The following is a 17,570-nucleotide window of genomic DNA, read 5'->3' as shown; positions in this document are numbered from 1 at the left end:
GGAATCCTGTTTCCTATAGGATTTACTATCTATAGGGATGTTGTCAAGGTCACACCCCCGGGTTACGGGCGCTTCGCGGCGAAGGCCGCGGTCGCGAAGACCTCCGGATTCAGGACGTTGGCAGGGCGCTCCCCTGCCGCGACCGCCAGGATTGACCCAATGGCGCTGGCAGCGACGTCCCGCGTGAAGTCCTCGGTCCAGCACAGGGAATGCGGGGAAAGCACCACGTTGTCCAAGGTCAGGAGCTCGTCGTCGGGAAGCAGGGGTTCCGGCTCAAAGACGTCCAGGCCGGCACCGGCGATCCGGGCGTCCCGCAGGGCGTCCCGGAGGGCATCCGTGTCCACGAGCTTTCCGCGGCCGATATTGATCAGGTAGGCGCTTGGCTTCATCCGCGCCAACGCGGCCGCGCCGATCAATTTTTCGGTCGCCGGTGTCAGCGCGGCGCAGAGCACAACGTAATCCGAGCGCTCCAGGAGCTCGTTCAGGCCCAGCAGCTTGACGCCGAGTCCGGCGGCCTCCGCGTGGCGGCCGCTGCGGTTGTTGCCCACGACCTTCACCCCGAGCGGGGCCAGGAGGCGGGCGAGCTCAGCGCCCACGCTGCCGAAGCCCACGATGCCGACCGTCTGGCCCACCAGCGGCGCGCCGCGGTAATGCTCGCGCTGCGCCCAGTCAGAGGTCCTGGTCAGCCTGTCCTTGGCCAGGAGCTTGTGCGAGAGCGCCAGGAGCAGCGTCAGTCCCGCCACCGCCAACGGCCGCCGGATGGCATCCGGGGTGTTGGTGACAACGATGCCGGCGCGGGTGCAGGCGTCCAAGTCGATGGTTTCGTAGCCGGCCCCGAACCGGGCAATCAGCCTCAGGTCCGGGGCGTGGTCCACGGTGCGTGAATCGAAGGCGATGTGCCCCAGGGACAGCACGGCCCGGACCCCGGCGAGGTCGGCCAGCGGAACCGGGTCTGTGTAACTGGGCAGGACGCTCCAGCTGATGCCATGCTCGCTGAGCCGCTGCAGCCCCAGATCCCCGTGAATGGAGCTTCCGTCCGGCCGCGCGGCGTCGGCCGTGACGGCCACGGTGAACGGCGAGCGGGCGGTGCCCGCAGTGGTGGTTCCCGCCGCCGGGGCGGCCGCCGTGAGGGCGACCGCCGTCGTCGTCAATGCATTTGTTGCTGTGCTCATGCGTCGGTTCGGCTTTCTGTCTGCGTTGCTGCGGCCTTGTCCTTGATGGGTTCGCGGACCAGCACGGTGTATGCCACTGCGGCCAGGGCGGCGATGACGCCGCCGATCACGAACGACGGCGCGTAGGAGCCGGTGGCATCGGCGATCACACCGGTCAGCAGAGGGGCAAAGGCGCCGCCGAAGTAGCCGCCGAAGTTCTGGATGGCACCGACGGAGGCAACCTGTGAGTTGTCCACGATGTCGCCGGGCATGGCCCACGCGGCCGCCTGCATGGTGGCGACGAAGCCCAGTGCCACGGTCATGACAGCGATGGCGAGCGGGAGGGAATCTACGAACGGGATGAGGCAGATCAAGATGCCGGCGGCAATCGCTGCAATGGACATCACGTGGCGCTTGGCCAGCAACGGATCGCGGCCGGCCTTCTTCGCGTAGCGCGTCATGACCCAGCCGCCGGTGATGCCGAGGATGGCTGCGCCGAGGTACGGAACAGCCGCAAGCCAGCCGGAGCTGGCGATGCTGGCACCGCGTTCTTCCTGCAGGTAGAGCGGCAGGAAGACGATGAAGATGTTCCAGATCCAGATGACGCAGAAGAATCCGGCCATCATGCCCCAGATTTGGCGGTGCTTAAAGAGTCCGAGCCACGAAACCTTCTTGGCAGTCAGGAGCTGGGTGGTGCGCTGGCTTTCAATGTAATCCAGTTCCTTCGCGCTGATGCGCTTGTGCTCTTCGGGAGCGCGGTAGTAAAGGAAGAAGGCCAATGCCAGCACGATGCCTGCGACGCCGAGGAAGAGGAAGATGGCCTGCCAGCCGAACGCGAGCATGATGGCGGTCAGGACGGGCGGCGCGATGGCGGGTCCCCACTTGGAACCGCTGTCCCAGATGGCGGTGGCCTGTCCGCGCTCGGCCCGGGGGAACCAGTCAGCGGTGAGCTTTGCCGACGCCGGCCCGTTGGGGGCCTCGGTGATGCCGAGCAGGACGCGGAAGGTGACGAATTGCCACATCTTGGTGCCGACGGCCATCAGCGCGGTCGCGATGCTCCAGCCCGCGATTGCGAGGAAGTACATCCGTCGGGCGCCCAGCTTGTCCACGAGCCAGCCAGCGGGCAGCTGGGCAAAAGCGTAGGTCCAGGAGAACACGGTGCCCAGGAGGCCAATGTCCGTCCGGGTCATGCCGAAGTCTTTGATCAGTTGCGGCGCGGCGATGGAGATCGCACTGCGGTCCATGTAGTTGATGATGCCGGCGGCCAGCGCCCAGCCGAGAATCCACCACCGCAGATTTTTGATGGTGCGGCGTGTTGCGGACTCCTTGGGCCCTGCGGCCAAAGTTTCTGTTTGCACTCTTCACTCCCTTGTGACTCCCCATGCCGGCACCGTAGCCGTCACAATCGAAGATCCTATAGGGTCTTCGATCAGCTGTGAAGGGGGTCACAAAAAGAGGGCTCAGAAGCCGGGCGTGGCGCGCTGTTACGCGGTGTTGGGCCCGCGTGCGTCAGCCTGGGAAGTGAGCCTCATTCCGCGGGAGCGTCCGCGATGGCGCGGCCGCGCACCTTTTGCACGTGCTCGGCCATGGCGGCTGCGGCCTTCTCCGGATCGCCCGTCGCCAAGGCATCCAGGACGGCCTGATGTTCGGCGATCGCGTGGTCGGCGTCGGTGATCCCCACTCCCCCGAACAGGCGGAAGCGCTGAATCTGTCCGCCGAGGGCGGCGTAGGCGGCCACCATGAACTGGTTGCCCGTCTGCTCCGCGATCAGCCGGTGGAACCGCTCGTCGGCCTCGAGGTAGCCGCGGAACTCGGCGAAGGAGGGCCCGCGCGGCGCGTCCTTGAGATCGGCGACTGCCCGTTCCAGTTCGGCCAGGTGGCCGGGCGTCAGCCGTGCACACGCCAGGCGGGCGTTCACGGGCTCGATCGCGAGCCGGGCTTCCATGAGCTCGGCGAAGTCTTCCCGGGTGAACACCGGAGCAACCCGGTAGCCCTTGAGGGCCACGCGGCGCACCATCCCGGTGTGTTCCAGCCTGGCGAGCGCCTCCCGCACGGGGGTGGGCGAGACGTCGAGTTCACGGGCGGTCCCGTCGATGCTGACCGCGGTTCCGGGTTCCAGCCGGCCATCCATCAGCGACGCCAGAAGTTCTTCATAAACGTGGTCCGCCAGGACCTGCCGGCTGACTGCGCGGCCGGCGGGGCGCCCCTCAGAATGGCTGCCGGTGGAAGCTAATTGCATCTTCAGATCCTATAGGACTAGGCACGGCGAGGCCCCCCTCCGGGACATGCCCATTTGCCGCCCCCACCGCTGGACATGCACCTCGCTCCGCACCATGGGCCCACGGGGGACATGCCCAATCCCGGCGCCAGCCACGGGACATGTCCAGTGGCCAATTCGTAGAGGGAACATGTCCCGGCGGCTCCGATGTGCAGGACGGGACATGCCCAGCCACACATGTCACCGCGGAGCATGTTCAGTCTCGGACCTGCCCTGCGAGGGACATGCTCATTGTTAGATGCGACCAGTGGGCAGAATGGCATTCTGCCCACTGGTCGTGGCGGCCGCTGGGCATGTCCCATGGCCATGATGCGCCGCGAGGAACATGCTCTCTCGTGCAGATCATCGCGGCACATGTCCGGCAGCGGGTGCGGCCCTGTGACTCGCGCACCCGGTCTCGGACCTGCCCTGCGAGGGACATGCTCATTGTTAAATGCGATCAGTGGGCAGAATGGCATTCTGCCCACTGATCGTGGCTGCGGCTGAGCATGTCCAACCGAGCGTGACCTGCGCGGCGCGTGCGGCGCCGCGGGAGTCACCGCACCGCAGTTGGTCCTAGTTCTGGTAGGCCGGGTAGTCGGTGTAGCCCTCGGCGCCGTCGGTGTAGAACGTGGCCGGATTCGCCTCGTTGACCGGCAGGCCTTCGCGCCAGCGGCGGACCAGGTCCGGGTTGGCGATGGCGGGGCGTCCGACGACGACGGCGTCAGCGTGGCCGTCCGCGACCAGCGCCTTGGCTTCGTCGCGCGTGGTGACGATGCCGAAGCCCGTGTTGATCAGGAATGTCCCGTTGAACCGTGCGCGCAGGTCCTGGACAAGCTCGCTGGTGGGGTCCTTGTGCAGGATGCTGAGGTAGGCCAGCTTCAGCGGAGCCAGCGCGTCCACGAGGTGGGCGTAGGTGGCCCGGACGTCAGCCGCATCGAGTTCGAGGGCACCCTGGACATTGTGCTCCGGCGAGATGCGGATGCCAACACGGTCCGCGCCGACGGCGTCCACCACTGCCTGGGTAACTTCAATCACGAAACGAGCCCGGTTCTCCGGAGAGCCGCCGTAGACGTCGTCGCGCTGGTTGGCGGCCGGAGTGAGGAATTCGTGCAGCAGGTAACCGTTGGCCGAGTGAAGTTCGACGCCGTCGAATCCTGCCTCAACCGCCTTGCGGGATGCCGTCACGAATTCGTCGACAATGCCCGGCAGTTCCTCTGTGGTCAGGGCGCGCGGGACGGGGAACGCCTGCTTGCCCTCATACGTGCGGGTCTCGCCGTCGATGGCAATGGCGCTGGGTGCGACTACTTCGTAGCCACCGGTAGTGTCCTGGTGAGTGACGCGGCCGGCGTGCATGACCTGGGCGAAAATGCGGCCGCCCTCGGCGTGCACGGCGGCTGTGACGTTGGCCCAGCCCGCGAGCTGCTCGTCGGTCACGAGGCCGGGCTGGCCCGGGAAGCCGCGGCCTGTGTGGCTGGGGTATGTGCCTTCACTGACGATCAGGCCGAGCGAGGCGCGCTGACGGTAGTGTTCGACCACCAACGGGCCGGGGATTCCTTCTTTGCCGGAGCGGACGCGGGTAAGCGGCGCCATGACGAGCCGGTTGGGTAGTTCCAGCTCGCCTAGGGTCATCGGGGAAAACAGCATGCGCAGTTCCTTTCGCAAGGGGTTGGTTCATTGGCGGCAACTGCGAGGCGTCTGCAACTATTCCCGCGTGAGACTCGGATCACTACGGGTGGACGATGATCTTCACCGCGGTGTCGTTGTGGTTGATCAGCGTGTCGAACCCCTTGTCCACCAAGTCGTCCAAGGCGATCCGCCCCGTAATGAAGGGTTTCAGGTCGACTTTTCCTTCCTGGACGAGCTTGATGGCGGCTTCGTGGTCGCCGCAGTAGGCGATGGTGCCGCGCAGGTCGATTTCCTTCAGCACCACTTTCTGCATGTCGACCGTGGCCGGGTGCCCCCAGATCGAGACGTTGACGACGACGCCGGCGGGCCTCACGACGTCGAGCATAGTGTCCAGCACCGCATTCACACCGGCACATTCAAACGCCGCATCGGCCCCGGCACCGTTGGTCAGTTCCAGCACGCGCGCCTTGACGTCCTGAGCACTCGGATCGAGCACGTGATCCGCGACCCCGGACGAAGTCGCCTTGTCTTTGCGGGCTGCAGACAGCTCGGTAACGATCGTGGTGACGCCGATGCCTTTGAGGACCGCGGCGGTCAGCAGGCCGATGGGTCCGGCACCCCCGACGACGGCGACGTCCCCGGCTTTGACGCCGCTCCGGCCGACGGCGTGATACGCCACCGCAAGGGGTTCGATCAGTGCGGCCTCGTCCAGGGGGATGTCGCCGACAGGGTGCACCCACCGGGTGTCGACGACGATCTTCTCGCTCAAGCCGCCACCGCCGCCCGCCAGGCCGATGAAGCCCAACCTGGTGCACAGGTTGTAGTGGCCGCTGAGGCAGGGACCGCATTCATTGCACACGTAGTACGGCTCCACGACGACGTTGTCTCCGACAGCCAGACCGCTGACGCCTTCCCCCAGCTCCTCGACGGTGCCGGAGAACTCGTGGCCGAGGGTGACCGGGGCGGCCTCGTGGGTGAGCCCGTGGGGGTGGCCGGGCGGCGGGGTGAAAATGGGTCCTTCCAGGAATTCATGGAGGTCGGTGCCGCAGATACCGCACCAGGCCACGGCGATCTTCACCGTTCCCGGTCGCAGCTCCGGCTCTTGAATGTCTTCGATCCGGAGATCCTCGCGGGCGTGGAATCGTGCTGCTTTCATGGTGTTTCACCTTCGCAGTCCAGGACCGTGGATGCGCCCGGTCAGGCGCATCCACGGAATAAAAGTTGGATTTTCACAGCGGGGCCGTAGCCCCAGTCTGGTGGCCGTGCCTGAGATTGTCACGACCCCGTGAGTCAGCGCGTGCGGTTAGCGCGCGTGATGCGTGGGCTGCAGCTCGAAGACCGGCGTCGGCAGTCCTTCCATCCTGGCCTTGAGCTGCAGGGCAAGATAGTTCGAATAGTGCCGGCTCTGGTGCAGGTTGCCGCCGTGGATCCACAGGTTCTCCACGTTGGTGGGCTTCCACATGTTGCGCAGTTCCCCCTCCCACGGCCCCGGATCCTTCGGCGTCTCCGATCCGAACCCCCAGCACTTGCCGACGGCGTCCGCCACCTCGGGCGAGACCAGATCAGCCAGCCAGCCGTTCATCGACCCATACCCGGTGGCGTAAATAATGACGTCGGCATCCAGCTCCGTTCCGTTGGCCATCACGACGGAGTTGCCGGTGATCTTGCTGACCTGGCCATTGGCCAGCTTGACCCGGCCGTCGATGATCAGCTGCGAGGCGCCGACGTCGATGTAGTAGCCGGAGCCGCGCCTCAGGTACTTCAGGAACAAGCCGGAGCCGTCAACGCCGAAGTCCAGATCAAAGCCGGCAGCCTCGAGCTGGGAGTAGAACTCCGCGTCCCGGCGGGCCATCTCCGCATAAACAGGAATCTGGGCTTCGGGCAGAATCCGGTACGGCAAGGAGGCAAACAGCAGGTCGGCTTTCTCCGTGGTGACGCCGTTGGCCAGCGCCTCTTCGGAGTACAGCCCGCCGAGAGCGAGGTCCATGAGGGATTCGCTGCGGGCAATATGCGTCGAGGACCGCTGGACCATGGTGACGTCCGCGCCGTGTTCCCAAAGGTCGGCGCAGATATCGTGGGCCGAATTGTTGGAGCCGATGACCACGGCTTTCTTGCCGGTCCAGTCGCCACCGCCCGGGTGCTTGGACGAGTGGTACTGCTCCCCCAGGAAGGACTCGGCGCCGTCGAACGTGGGGACGCTCGGGTACCCCGATACACCCAGGGCGAAGACGAGCTGCTTCGGGCGCAGGGTGACCGGTTCGCCGTCGCGCATCACCTCAACCACCCACTCCTGGGACGTTTCGTCGAAGCGGGCGTTGGTGCACTCGGTTTTGGACCAGTAGTTCAGTTCCATGATCCGTGTGTAGTTTTCCAGCCAGTCGCCGATCTTGTCCTTGGCCGCGAAAACCGGCCAGTCGTCGGGGAACTTCATGTAGGGCAGGTGGTCGTACCAGACCGGATCGTGCAGGTGGAGGGACTTGTAGCGGTTACGCCAGGAGTCACCCGCGCGCTCATTCTTTTCGATGATGATGGTGGGCACTCCGAGCCTCCGCAGCCGCGCGCCCAGCCCGATCCCGCCCTGGCCGCCGCCGATGATGACGGTGTAGGGCTGGTCTTCGTAGCCGAGTCTCGCCTCCTGCTCCTCCTTCAGTTCCAGCCAGGATTTGCGTCCTTTGGTGATCTCGTGGGCGACCCCCTTGTCCCGGTTGGGGCCCTTCTTCTCCTCAAAGCCCTTCAGTTCCTGCATGGTGGTGAGCAGGGTCCAGCATTTGCCGTTCCGGAGGCGCAGATGGGCGTAGCCCCGGGCCTGGGCGGTCTCAAAGTTCACCCAGGCCTCGGCATTGGCGGCGTCCCCGGTGGCGTCCTCGGCGAGGGTCCAGTCGCTGGGCTGCACGTCGCCCAGGGTCGCCTCGAGCATGCGCCGGATGTCCTCTTTGCCCTCCAGCGTCTTGAGGTTCCAGGTGAAGGAGACGAAATCGCGCCAGTACGAGTCGTCGTCAAAAAGTTCCAGTGCGGCGTCCGTGTTGTGGCTGCGCAGTGCCTCATCGAACTGCGCCAGCCACGCCCCGGCGACGCCGTTTGGTGTCTCAGGCATGTTTCCTCTTTCCATTGCTGACAGGGGGCCGCTCCCGTTGCGTGGCGCCTAGACCACGGAGTGACCCGCATCACAAGTAAAAGTCGCAGGGGGTTACAATCGGGTTACACGGAGCTCTCAAGCTGTCGGCGGGCGCGCAGGTTGGCCGACGGCGGCAGGGACCCAGCCGGGTGCGACGATTCGAGGGCGAGTTGAGGGAATGAGCATGCGGCAGGGCAACGGCCCCATCACGCATCCCTCGGACCTCAGGTTTTCTGCACCGGCGGAGTACGCCCGAATTCTCCGGGCGGCGCACGAGACCACGATTTCTGGCACTCCGGATCCGCACCTCTCGCCGTCGCTTATCAAGTCCTGGCAGCGCTCCCTGGCTCTGGGCATCAATCCGGACCAGCACCGGCCCCTGCACCGGCATGAAGTCTCCGAGGCGCGATCCCTCAGCGCCGGCCATCGGCTGGCTGCGGTGATGCCGGCGCTGTCACAGCTTCTAGCCGATGAGACCGTGACCGGACGCCATCTGCTGATCGTCACCGACCACGAGGGCGAAGTGCTGTGGCGCGTCGGCAGCAAGCAGGCCTTGCGGCTCGCGGACTCGCTGGAGTTCGTGGAGGGCGCCGACTGGTCCGAATCAGGGGTGGGCACGAACGCCATCAGCGAGGCCTTGGTGACGGGTGCGCCGGCGCAACTTTTCTCGGCCGAGCACCTCGTGCGGACCCACCATGACTGGGCTTGCACCGCATCCCCCATTCGCGACCCTTTGACCGGCGACATCGTCGGCGTCCTGGACGTCTCTGGCCCGTTCGAATCGGTCACGCCGGACAGCCTGCGGCTGGTGCGTTGCGGAGTGCGGCTCGCAGAGGAGCTGCTGAAGTCGGCCCCGTTTCCCGACGGCGGCGTCGGGCGCTCGGGGCAGCGGTCCCCGGGTGGCGAGCGGGCAGTGCGCGACGGCGGCGCCCGACCCCAGCTCGTGCTGCGGCTCCTGGGGGACGCGCCATCCGCGGCGGTCGACGGCGGCATCAGCCGTCCGCTGACTGTGCGCCGCGCCGAGATCCTGGCCCTGCTGGCCTCACGTGATCAGGGCTGGAGTGCCGAAGAATTGGCGTACGAGATCCATGGCGATGCGGGCACCGGTGCGGCGATCCGGACCGAGATGCACCGGATCCGCGCCATTCTGGGCGATGTCCTGGAAGCGAACCCCTACCGATTCTCTTCAACCCTTAACGTCGTGACCGACGTTTCCGACGTGGCCGGTCATCTGCGGGACGGTCGGGTTGCCGAGGCGTTCGCGGCGTATCCGGCAAAACTGCTCACCCGTTCGGTCAATCTGGCGCTCGGGTTCATGCGCGACGAGCTCAACACGGCCGTGGGAGCTTCCGTCCGGTCAAGCGGTGATGCCCGGCTGATGCTGCAGTGGTGCACGAGCGACATGGGGTCCTTCGATACGGCGACTGCGGCTGCCGTGGCTGCCCTTATGGGGCCGGACGACCCGCGTTGCCAGCTCGTGAATGCCCGGATGGAACGGGTGGACCGGGAATTGCGAGCCTAGCCACGGATTAGGGCGGCGGCGGGGCGACCCCCGGGCAGCCTTGGCCTTGGGGATTCTGCAGGCACGTGTCTGCGTAGTTCCTGGTGATCGTCCGCCAGACACTGACGGTCTGTTGCGGCGAGGTGAATTGCCCTTGGCCGGGGATGGGCAGCGGCGGTCCGCCATTGACGGAGTAGGTTCCCTGGAAATGCGTCGTCAAAACCACCGGGAAGTCGCCGGTCTGGGTGTACACGTGACTCGTCAGGGTCTTCTCGCCCCAGCGATCCTGTGGAAGCGGTCCGCCGGCCACCGCTTGCGGGCCGAGAGAGGAGCCGTCGCCATAGCTCCAGGAGTACTGCACCGGCTTAGCGGTGACGTGGACGGCCTGGGCCAGGATTGTGATGTCGAACTGCTGATCTGCGGCGCTGGCGAAGAAATTGGTCTCGGCGCCCCGGAGCGTGTTGGGGCTGGGTTGGGCCGTAGACAGTCCCGCAGTTATGGGAAGCCGCTGGAACTCCCTCTGGATCATTGCGGCAATTCTGGGCAGCAAATCCGCCGGCCGGGGATCGAAGAGGCACGTTGGGCCGGAGTGAAATGACCATGTCGGGTTCGCGATTCCAGCTGGCGCCTTCAGCCAAACGACCGGAATACCTTCTTTGCCGTCGGGGCCGTTCTTGCAATCGACGAGGACTGCAAGACAATCCGCATCAAAGTCGCCTCCGCCCAGATGGCATTGGAGTTCGTATTTGTATTGGAAGGGGTCTGAATTCTGAACTCCAGCCTGGGTTCGAACGAAGTCATTCAATGCTGGGTCCCAAGCCCAACCTCCTACATGCGCGTCCTTGTGCCCCCACCCACCCGAAATAGAAGGGTCCCCCGCTCCGTCCGCAGAGGCTGGGGGAGCCGATGCGCACACCAAGAGGAACACCGCTAGGAGTGCGCGCCCAAGACGGTGAGGTCGAAGAGTCCTCATTGCTTACCGACAATGTTTCCGACATCATCAACATGCCAAGCGTTGTTGCGGTATGCAACGAGGAGAAGGTTGCCCGTATCGTCTCTTTGCTCTCCCTTCTGCGCGACACTCCCGTCGGCCCTGACGTATGTCAACGGGACTTGATGAACCTGGACAGCAACCTTGTAAAGCCCGTCGGCTCCAGCTGAAAATGTCGTTTCCACAGCAGGAGTGGTGATCTGACCACCTATCAGCCAGCGTCCGTCTTGATGCCAAGGGATGATGTCGCGCTTGGCCTCTCCGCATGGAGAGCATGCGGTAGAGGTGACGCTTTCCAGGGGGCCCACGTCGCCGGTCTCGTACCCGTAGCTGAGGAGTTTGAACCAGTACCGCGCAAACGCCTCCAGTCCTTCCTTCGTCTCCGCCTTCGCAGCTTCCGGCAACTCGGGTACAGGCACGTTCTGCGCCTTGCCGGTCGCGTCGGCGGGCTTGTAGCTGGCAGTAGGTGTCGGAGTTGCGCTCGGGGTGGCCGGCCCTGAGGGACTCTGCGAAGCAGCAGGTGGAGATCCGGGAGGCGGCGTTCCGCCCCCGCTGCACGCTGTGGCCGACATCAGGGAGATCGACACACAAGCGACCGCACAGGCTCGCCAGGGACCGGAAAGCGAAGTGCGAGATGTCATGGTCAGCTACTCCCCCGATAGAAAATCAAGACGATCGAAGCCAATTTGTGGCTTAAGGGTAACTGAGATCACATTTTGCCGGTCAAAATTATCCACAGGCAGCATATGCCCGCCCCTCGGACCGGCAGAACACCCCGGCAGTCCCTTGCCAGTCCTTTAGCCCCTAGCCAGCGACGGCCTGATTCAGAACAATGAACCCATGATGTTCGAACACGAAGACGGCAATCCGATCCTCACACTTGACGACGACCAAGCCTGGACATTGATTGAGGGCACAAAGCACGGCAGGCTCGTGGTCACTGTGGCCGGAGAACCCGACATTTTCCCGGTGAACTACGCGGCCAGCGGCCGGAAACTGTTCCTCCGCACCGCCCCGGGAAACAAACTGGCCGAGCTCACCATCAACTCGAAGGTGCTCTTCGAAACCGACGGGATCCTGTCCGACGAAGCATGGTCAGTAGTCCTGCGCGGCACTGCGCGCGTGCTCGACCAATCGGCGGATATCGCCGACGCCGAGGCCCTCGGGCTGAAACCGTGGGTTCCAACGTTGAAGGACTTCTACGTCGAAATTACGCCGACGTCGCTCAGCGGACGCCACTTCCAGTTCGGCGAACACCCGGAGCGCGAAATCTAACGCCCGACGGCGGCTACCGACCCGCTGTTCCCCGGCCCGCAGTTCCCCGGTCGACGCCCCCCGGTTCGCTTCAGACCCGCGCCCCGAGGCTGCTGCCCGACGGCTGTTGCCCGGCGCCAAGACTTGGCACCCGCCTAGACTTAAACAATGGCGGACAAGCTGACTCCGGAGCGGCGCAGCTGGAATATGTCCAGGATCCGGGGCAAGAACACCAAGCCGGAAATGCTGGTCCGCAGGCTGCTGCACGCGAAGGGATACCGCTACCGCCTGCACGGCACCGCGGGCGGCGGCAAACTTCCGGGCAACCCCGATCTCGTCTTCGCCGGCCGCCGCAAAGTCATCTTCGTCAACGGCTGCTTCTGGCATTTCCACGACTGCCGGGTGGGCCAGCACGCACCCCAGGCAAACGCCGAGTTCTGGGAAACCAAGCGCACGCGCACCCGGAACCGCGACGCCGCCCAGCGGCTTCAGCTCGAACTCGATGGCTGGGAAGTCCTCACCGTGTGGGAGTGCGAACTGAAGGACCGATCGGCGTTGGAGCTCCGCCTCGATGCCTTCCTCCAGGGCCCTCCCCTCCACAGTCCTTTCCTGCACAGCCCGGCCCGGCCCGGGACGAGCCCTCCTGAGGATCTTCGCTGAGCAGCAACGCCCCGCGTGTCGCGCGGCCCACCTCCAGTGCAGGCTGAACGACCTCAGCTAATATTCGACTCCGGGGGCGATAGGCATTATTCGGTCAGTACCAACGCGTACTGCAAACACGGGAGAGCGCACGATGCCGCACTTGCTGATGTCCAACGACCAGCCCGAAACGGCTGCTGCGCCAACAGATTCCAGCCCCACAGATTCAGACCCCACAGATTCAGACCCCACAGTTCTGCCGTTCCGTCGCCTCGGCCACACGAGGCTCCACGGCTTCCGGCCCCGCCCGCTCCGCGGAGCGAACCCGGATCTGGAGCCGCTGCGCCGGCAGGCAGCCTCGATCATTGATGAGGTTCTGGCTGGCACCAACCCGGAAGAAGCTGACGTGCGGGAGAAACTCCAGTGGCACGTCGCCAACAACCCGGGCCAGCCGGAAAAGGCGCTGCTGGAACATTTGCGAACAGTGGCCGACCAGCAGGAATCCGCCTAGCCGGCGGACCTGTCGATACTGGCCTGCCGGAGCACTTCGCCCCACGACTGCTGGGCAAGATCTGCCACGGCGGCCAGGATTTCCGACGGCGGTAGCGACAGATCCAGCGGGAACTCAACAATGTCGATGTCGGTATTGAGAATTCGGCGCAGCTTGATTTCCCCGGCTCCCGGGTAAACAATCCACGCCGTCGGCACCCGCAAGGATGTGCAGTAGGCCAGCATCCGATAGTGGTCGCCCGAGAGGGACGCGCCGATGTCGGCCGCGGCCTTGTACTTGGCGTCGTACACCATCACGGGCCGGCCGCCGAGGAAGTGGACGGCACCGGGCTGCACCACAATGCGGTCCGAGTCGCGGACGGCCTCGTTCAGCAGGGCGTTGTAGCGCAACCGCATTTCTCCGGGGTAGGCGGCCATGGCTTCGCGCAGGGCTGTTCCCACGAAGTCCTCGAACACCTTTGCCATGTCCACCACGAACGACGCCGACTGCTGCTTGCCGTCGCCGGCCTCCGCCGACGCGTTCCGCAGGATCAGTTCGGCGAGCCGAAGAGCGGCGTGGTAGCGGGTGTTCATCCGGCTGGGCCGCCACTGCGGCAGCGGCGCGCCGGACTGAAGGCGCGTCACGGCGTCGAGCTTTCCCTTGAGCTGGCGCAGGCGGCTCAGGACTTCCGGCCGAACCCGCGGCACCTGGGACATCCGTTCCAGTGCGGCGCGCAGAATCCGGTTCTCCGCGATGTCCTCGGTGAACTCGTCGTAGGAGACTTCCAGCGGAACCAGCATGCCGGGCCGGCGGGAAATCTGGTCCGACATCCGGATCCGGCCCTTGACGGTCCGGAGGGATTCTTCCACCATGAGATACCCCTGCAGCACGCCGCGGCTCAGCGCCCGGTCAGCGAGCTGCGCCAGGGATTCGGCCAGGGCGCTCCAAAGGTCGGTGTGCTCCACCGCGGCGACAGAATCGTCCCGGAACCCCTGGTCCCCCGCGTAGCCGAGCAGGAACAGCAAACGGCTCAGACCGAGCCGATCTTTCGGTCGCACCTCCAGCTGCACGGCGGGAGTGCGCACCGAGCCGACGGTCCCCACCGGTTCGACCCGGTACAGGCCCATGCCCATCGGCGAGGCCTTCGCCAGGCCGCTGGCGTTGACGTAGGCGGCAGTGTCCGGATCAAGCCGCTCCACGACGCCGACGGAGAGTTCGTCGAGGACAATGTGCCGGCAGGCCTCCGCCCCGCCGCGTCCGGATGAACCGCGACCTGATGAACCGCGACCGGCCGGACCGGCTCCGGATGAACCCCGGTGGTCCGAGGCCTCGCGGTCCGACGAACTGCGGTCCAGTGCTATGGCGTCTCCGGCCAGCCTAGGCATGCGCCAGGCGGCCCAGGAGTTGTTCCAGTCCGAACCGTTCCTCGAGCTGGGCGCGGTTGAGTTGCCCGTGATAGTGCTCCTCCAGCAGCGGCATGAGCTCGTATTTCCAAATTCTGCGCAGGCCCTTAGGCGTCTGCGCGGACTTCTTCATGAAGTACGAGGGACCGATCATGAGGTCGCGGTCCCACTCGTCGATCGCGTCGTTTAAAGCGTCAAGCAGCAGGGCCGGGGTCGTGTCCAGGTCACGGGCCTGGAGGAAGCGCAGCAGCGAGCCCTTCACCGGTTCCGTCTTCGGGTGCAGCTCGATGAAGGAGAAGCGCCGCCGGATGGCCGCGTCCATCATCGCGATGGAACGGTCCGCGGTGTTCATGGTGCCGATGATGTAAAGATTGTCCGGCAGGGTGAACGGCTCGTTGGGGCTGTACTGAAGGTAAATCCGGTCGTCACGGTATTCAAGCAGGAAGTACAGCTCGCCGAACACCTTTGCCAGGTTGGCCCGGTTCATCTCGTCGATGATCAGGAAGTACGGTTTGCTCTCGTTGCCGGGCTTGGCCGCTTCCTCGGCGAGCCGGCGCAGAGGTCCCGCCACGAGCTTGAAGGACACCTGTCCCTCGTCCGTCTTGTCCGGGCGGAAGCCCTCGAAGAAATCCTCATAGGCGTACGACGGGTGGAACTGGACCAGCTTGACCCGCTCGTCCGTGGTGTCGCCGGCGAGCTCGGCGGCGAGGTGTTTGGCGAGGTACGTCTTGCCGGTTCCCGGCGGACCGTAGAGCACCAGCTGCCGGTTCTCCTCGAGGAGTTCGGCGATTTCCTGCAGCGGCTCGAGGTCCATGTGCAAGGACGCGGCGAACTCCGGCGTCAGCGGCCGGAACCCGTCACAGGCCGGTTCGACGGCGGGATCCGGCGCGGCGCCGTCGCCGTCCTCGGCTTCCGCTTCAGCCGGCAGCAGCGCCTCAAGCGCCTGGATCACGCGGGTGATGTCCACGATGTTGCCGGAAGTGGTCAGCTGGCGCTGCACGTGGCGGGGCAGCCCGGTGGCGTCGTGTTCCTCATCGAACCAGCGGACCTTGCGGCGGAGCTGGCGGTTGTCTTTGGCATGCTCCGGTTCGCCGAGGACCACGCCGATCCGGACCTTGCCCGAGCTCTGGTAGAGCGCAAGGTCACCCGGCTTCATGACGGTCAGGAAGGCGAATACTGCGGTCTTGGTGTCCTCACGCTCCACGTAGCCGAGGTGCTTGTAGTCCTCGTCAACGGCATTCTGGACCAGCCCCGCGGAGACGCCGGGGTCCAGCAGGCGGAGGTGTTCGACGTCGAGCGTCACCGCTTCCTCGTCCCGCCACTCCCCCAGCAGCTCGGCGTTGTCGTGGTGGGTGCGCAGGAGCCAGGCGCGGCGGCCGGGGTCGCCGACCTTCCGCCACTGACTCACCAGCTGGCGTGAGTACCAGTCGATCCGCTGCCCGGCCTGCTGGTCCAGGTGCAGGCGGATCCGGTGGATGTCCGCCGAAATGTCCTCGTCGCTGTCCCCCTTGGCCCCGCCCACGAGGGAAGCGAAAGCGTCACGGATCTCCTGCCGTTCGACATCGGCCACCACGGGTTCGAAATAGCTGGGCCAGACCAGGAACTCAATGCTGCGGCGGATGGCCGGCTGGTCATCCGGGGTGCCGGCGACCAGCCGGTGGAAGGCCAGCGGATCCTTGACCGCGGCCTGGACGACGTGGGCCGGCCGCTGTGCGACATGCTGCACGAAGCGGCAGAGCCATTTCAGGTGGTCCCAGATGGTCCAGTTGAATTCCGCGGTGCGGTCCCGGATCACGCCGTGGTCCGTCATGCCCGCGTAGAGCTCGTCGGGGAGCTCCAGCGCAGGCTCCAGCCAGGATGCCGCCTCGGCGACGCGGGCCCGCTTGACCTTCAGCGACTTGACCTCGTGGGCAAGCGGCAGGGACTGGAGGAAGAGTAGCTCCACGGCCAGTTGCTTCGCCCCGCGGGTTGCGTCTTCCAGGTTCTGGCGCAGGTTAGTCATCATCGGCGCCTTGGGATCCGGAACGCCCCGTTCGAGGCGTTCCAGCAACTCCGCGGCAGCCTGGACGGACCACGTTTTGGTGCGGCCGTCCAGGGGGGACGCCTTGCCGAGCAACCCCGGGCCCAGCACAAACCACGCCGCGTCTTCAATCTCCTTGGAGATACCGAGGGCGCGGTGCAGGGCAGGCTTCTTGGTTGGGGTCATACGTTCAATTTACAGGCTTAAACTGAACGCGCCCATTTAACGCCGCCCCTAAACTACCGGCCAGTAGATTATGGACGGGCGGGCAGCAGACCCGGTTTCGCGCCGGGCCGGCGCTTCACGCCGAAGGTGAAATACGTGGCCGGACCGATGAAATTCACCAGCGTGGCGAGCCGCCACATGGCCTTGCTGCCGCGGATCTGCGCAGCCGGGCGTCGGCTGATGTCCGTCTGGGCTGCGACCAGCAGCGAGAGTTGGACGATGCCAGCCGAGATGGTTCCGAACCGTGCCATCGGCGAGAGTTCGTTCCACTTCTTCTTGCGGGTGTGCTGCTTGTGGATGTTCTGGTGCAAGGTGTTGCCTAGGTTGTGATGCATGTTCTTGTGCATGTCTTTGCCCATGTTCACGGCGACCACGCCTCCTTATGCGTCGGGATTGTTCATTCTAGGAGCCGTGCCGGGAACCGGAACAGAGGCTATGGGACCGGGTGGGCGCGGGTGTGGGGAGCCAGCCGATCCTTCTGCTCCGGCGTCAGCCGCAACACCCGGCCGGTTGCCTCGTCCACAAAGGCAAGATGGCTCGTGGCCCGGACACAGTCCTCCCGCGTGACGGGATCCTGCACCAGGTAGTGGATGTCGAAGCTGGCGCCCTTAATCGCCCCGATCCACAACTGGACGACGGCGGGCACGTTCCGGTACTCAAGGGTCCTGACGTACCTGATCTTGTGCTCGACGACGAGCGCCAGCGTCCCTTCCGGAATTTCATTGAAGAGCGGCACCAGCGGTTCGGTTCCCGGCAGCCCGGGACCCCGGGGCGGGCCGAAAGCCGCGATCCGTGCTTCTTCGAGGATCCGGACAATCTGGACGTTGTTGATGTGCCCGTAGGCATCCATGTCGCTCCAGCGCATCGGCACCTCCACCTCGAGGCGCCAGGGCTC

At 65.4% G+C, this 17,570-nt stretch carries 16 protein-coding genes; 4 read left to right on the top strand and 12 right to left on the bottom strand.

The window, feature by feature from the left end; genetic code table 11:
* Positions 1–62 precede the first annotated feature (62 nt).
* The 6 genes from AC1DKN_RS18110 to AC1DKN_RS18085 all read right to left on the bottom strand — a co-directional run bounded on the left by AC1DKN_RS18110 (position 63) and on the right by AC1DKN_RS18085 (position 8,131).
* A complete protein-coding gene (locus AC1DKN_RS18110; RefSeq protein ID WP_476872094.1) occupies positions 63–1,172 on the bottom strand; it encodes a 2-hydroxyacid dehydrogenase in 1,110 nt (369 codons plus the stop codon).
* Positions 1,169–2,509 (bottom strand): MFS transporter, encoded by a 1,341-nt coding sequence (locus tag AC1DKN_RS18105; RefSeq protein ID WP_476851393.1) that lies wholly within the window; start codon positions 2,507–2,509, stop codon positions 1,169–1,171. The genes AC1DKN_RS18110 and AC1DKN_RS18105 overlap by 4 nt, the downstream gene beginning before the upstream one ends.
* A gap of 170 nt (positions 2,510–2,679) precedes the next feature.
* The gene (locus AC1DKN_RS18100) at positions 2,680–3,390 is read right to left on the bottom strand and encodes a GntR family transcriptional regulator (protein WP_476872093.1); all 711 of its coding nucleotides are present in this window, start codon (positions 3,388–3,390) and stop codon (positions 2,680–2,682) included.
* 594 nt (positions 3,391–3,984) lie between these two features.
* A complete protein-coding gene (locus AC1DKN_RS18095) occupies positions 3,985–5,055 on the bottom strand; it encodes an alkene reductase (protein ID WP_230008495.1) in 1,071 nt (356 codons plus the stop codon).
* Positions 5,056–5,137: 82 nt separating this feature from the next.
* Complete coding sequence (locus AC1DKN_RS18090) at positions 5,138–6,193, bottom strand: 2,3-butanediol dehydrogenase (protein WP_476872092.1); 1,056 nt, start codon at positions 6,191–6,193, stop codon at positions 5,138–5,140.
* 147 nt (positions 6,194–6,340) lie between these two features.
* A complete protein-coding gene (locus AC1DKN_RS18085) occupies positions 6,341–8,131 on the bottom strand; it encodes an NAD(P)-binding domain-containing protein (protein ID WP_476872091.1) in 1,791 nt (596 codons plus the stop codon).
* A 205-nt stretch (positions 8,132–8,336) separates the two neighbouring features.
* Here AC1DKN_RS18085 and AC1DKN_RS18080 point away from each other — a divergent pair, with 205 nt between their 5' ends.
* Entirely contained in the window at positions 8,337–9,674 is a 1,338-nt protein-coding gene (locus tag AC1DKN_RS18080; RefSeq protein WP_476872110.1) for a helix-turn-helix domain-containing protein, read from the top strand.
* A gap of 7 nt (positions 9,675–9,681) precedes the next feature.
* Here AC1DKN_RS18080 and AC1DKN_RS18075 read toward each other — a convergent pair whose 3' ends face one another.
* Positions 9,682–10,458, bottom strand: coding sequence for a hypothetical protein (locus AC1DKN_RS18075; RefSeq protein WP_476872090.1), 777 nt, complete (start codon positions 10,456–10,458; stop codon positions 9,682–9,684).
* A 164-nt stretch (positions 10,459–10,622) separates the two neighbouring features.
* Positions 10,623–11,216 carry a DUF6318 family protein gene (locus tag AC1DKN_RS18070; RefSeq protein WP_476872109.1) on the bottom strand — a complete coding sequence of 198 codons (594 nt, stop codon included), beginning with the start codon at positions 11,214–11,216 and terminating at the stop codon, positions 10,623–10,625.
* 268 nt (positions 11,217–11,484) lie between these two features.
* Between AC1DKN_RS18070 and AC1DKN_RS18065 the strand changes: the two genes are divergently transcribed.
* The 3 genes from AC1DKN_RS18065 to AC1DKN_RS18055 all read left to right on the top strand — a co-directional run bounded on the left by AC1DKN_RS18065 (position 11,485) and on the right by AC1DKN_RS18055 (position 13,048).
* Positions 11,485–11,919, top strand: a complete 435-nt coding sequence (locus AC1DKN_RS18065; protein WP_223915503.1) for a pyridoxamine 5'-phosphate oxidase family protein — start codon at positions 11,485–11,487, stop codon at positions 11,917–11,919.
* 147 nt (positions 11,920–12,066) lie between these two features.
* Positions 12,067–12,558: a very short patch repair endonuclease gene (locus AC1DKN_RS18060; RefSeq protein ID WP_476872089.1), complete on the top strand. Its 492-nt coding sequence runs from the start codon at positions 12,067–12,069 to the stop codon at positions 12,556–12,558.
* A 133-nt stretch (positions 12,559–12,691) separates the two neighbouring features.
* Positions 12,692–13,048, top strand: a complete 357-nt coding sequence (locus AC1DKN_RS18055; protein ID WP_476872088.1) for a hypothetical protein — start codon at positions 12,692–12,694, stop codon at positions 13,046–13,048.
* Here AC1DKN_RS18055 and AC1DKN_RS18050 read toward each other — a convergent pair.
* The 4 genes from AC1DKN_RS18050 to AC1DKN_RS18035 form a co-directional block, all read right to left on the bottom strand.
* A complete protein-coding gene (locus AC1DKN_RS18050) occupies positions 13,045–14,412 on the bottom strand; it encodes a 5-methylcytosine restriction system specificity protein McrC (protein WP_476872087.1) in 1,368 nt (455 codons plus the stop codon). The two genes, AC1DKN_RS18055 and AC1DKN_RS18050, sit on opposite strands and share 4 nt — an antisense overlap.
* Positions 14,405–16,636, bottom strand: coding sequence for an McrB family protein (locus tag AC1DKN_RS18045; RefSeq protein ID WP_476872086.1), 2,232 nt, complete (start codon positions 16,634–16,636; stop codon positions 14,405–14,407). The genes AC1DKN_RS18050 and AC1DKN_RS18045 overlap by 8 nt, the downstream gene beginning before the upstream one ends.
* Positions 16,637–16,704: 68 nt before the next feature.
* Complete coding sequence (locus AC1DKN_RS18040) at positions 16,705–17,049, bottom strand: hypothetical protein (RefSeq protein ID WP_476857119.1); 345 nt, start codon at positions 17,047–17,049, stop codon at positions 16,705–16,707.
* A 59-nt stretch (positions 17,050–17,108) separates the two neighbouring features.
* The gene (locus AC1DKN_RS18035; RefSeq protein WP_476851383.1) at positions 17,109–17,540 is read right to left on the bottom strand and encodes an acyl-CoA thioesterase; all 432 of its coding nucleotides are present in this window, start codon (positions 17,538–17,540) and stop codon (positions 17,109–17,111) included.
* Positions 17,541–17,570: the final 30 nt, after the last annotated feature.

It is taken from the genome of Arthrobacter sp. 01N444, from assembly GCF_056399305.1.
The sequence above is the reverse complement of the archived record's forward strand: the minus strand, read 5'-3'. Positions and strand labels throughout refer to the sequence as shown.

Bases quoted from the DNA above. Each gene is read 5' to 3' on its own strand.
- AC1DKN_RS18110 (WP_476872094.1), bottom strand. From the start codon at position 1,172: ATGAGCACAGCAACAAATGCATTGACGACGACGGCGGTCGCCCTCACG.
- AC1DKN_RS18100 (WP_476872093.1), bottom strand. From the start codon at position 3,390: ATGCAATTAGCTTCCACCGGCAGCCATTCTGAGGGGCGCCCCGCCGGC.
- AC1DKN_RS18095 (WP_230008495.1), bottom strand. From the start codon at position 5,055: ATGCTGTTTTCCCCGATGACCCTAGGCGAGCTGGAACTACCCAACCGG.
- AC1DKN_RS18090 (WP_476872092.1), bottom strand. From the start codon at position 6,193: ATGAAAGCAGCACGATTCCACGCCCGCGAGGATCTCCGGATCGAAGAC.
- AC1DKN_RS18085 (WP_476872091.1), bottom strand. From the start codon at position 8,131: ATGCCTGAGACACCAAACGGCGTCGCCGGGGCGTGGCTGGCGCAGTTC.
- AC1DKN_RS18080 (WP_476872110.1), top strand. From the start codon at position 8,337: ATGCGGCAGGGCAACGGCCCCATCACGCATCCCTCGGACCTCAGGTTT.
- AC1DKN_RS18070 (WP_476872109.1), bottom strand. From the start codon at position 11,216: ATGTCGGCCACAGCGTGCAGCGGGGGCGGAACGCCGCCTCCCGGATCT.
- AC1DKN_RS18065 (WP_223915503.1), top strand. From the start codon at position 11,485: ATGATGTTCGAACACGAAGACGGCAATCCGATCCTCACACTTGACGAC.
- AC1DKN_RS18060 (WP_476872089.1), top strand. From the start codon at position 12,067: ATGGCGGACAAGCTGACTCCGGAGCGGCGCAGCTGGAATATGTCCAGG.
- AC1DKN_RS18055 (WP_476872088.1), top strand. From the start codon at position 12,692: ATGCCGCACTTGCTGATGTCCAACGACCAGCCCGAAACGGCTGCTGCG.
- AC1DKN_RS18050 (WP_476872087.1), bottom strand. From the start codon at position 14,412: ATGCCTAGGCTGGCCGGAGACGCCATAGCACTGGACCGCAGTTCGTCG.
- AC1DKN_RS18045 (WP_476872086.1), bottom strand. From the start codon at position 16,636: ATGACCCCAACCAAGAAGCCTGCCCTGCACCGCGCCCTCGGTATCTCC.
- AC1DKN_RS18035 (WP_476851383.1), bottom strand. From the start codon at position 17,540: ATGCGCTGGAGCGACATGGATGCCTACGGGCACATCAACAACGTCCAG.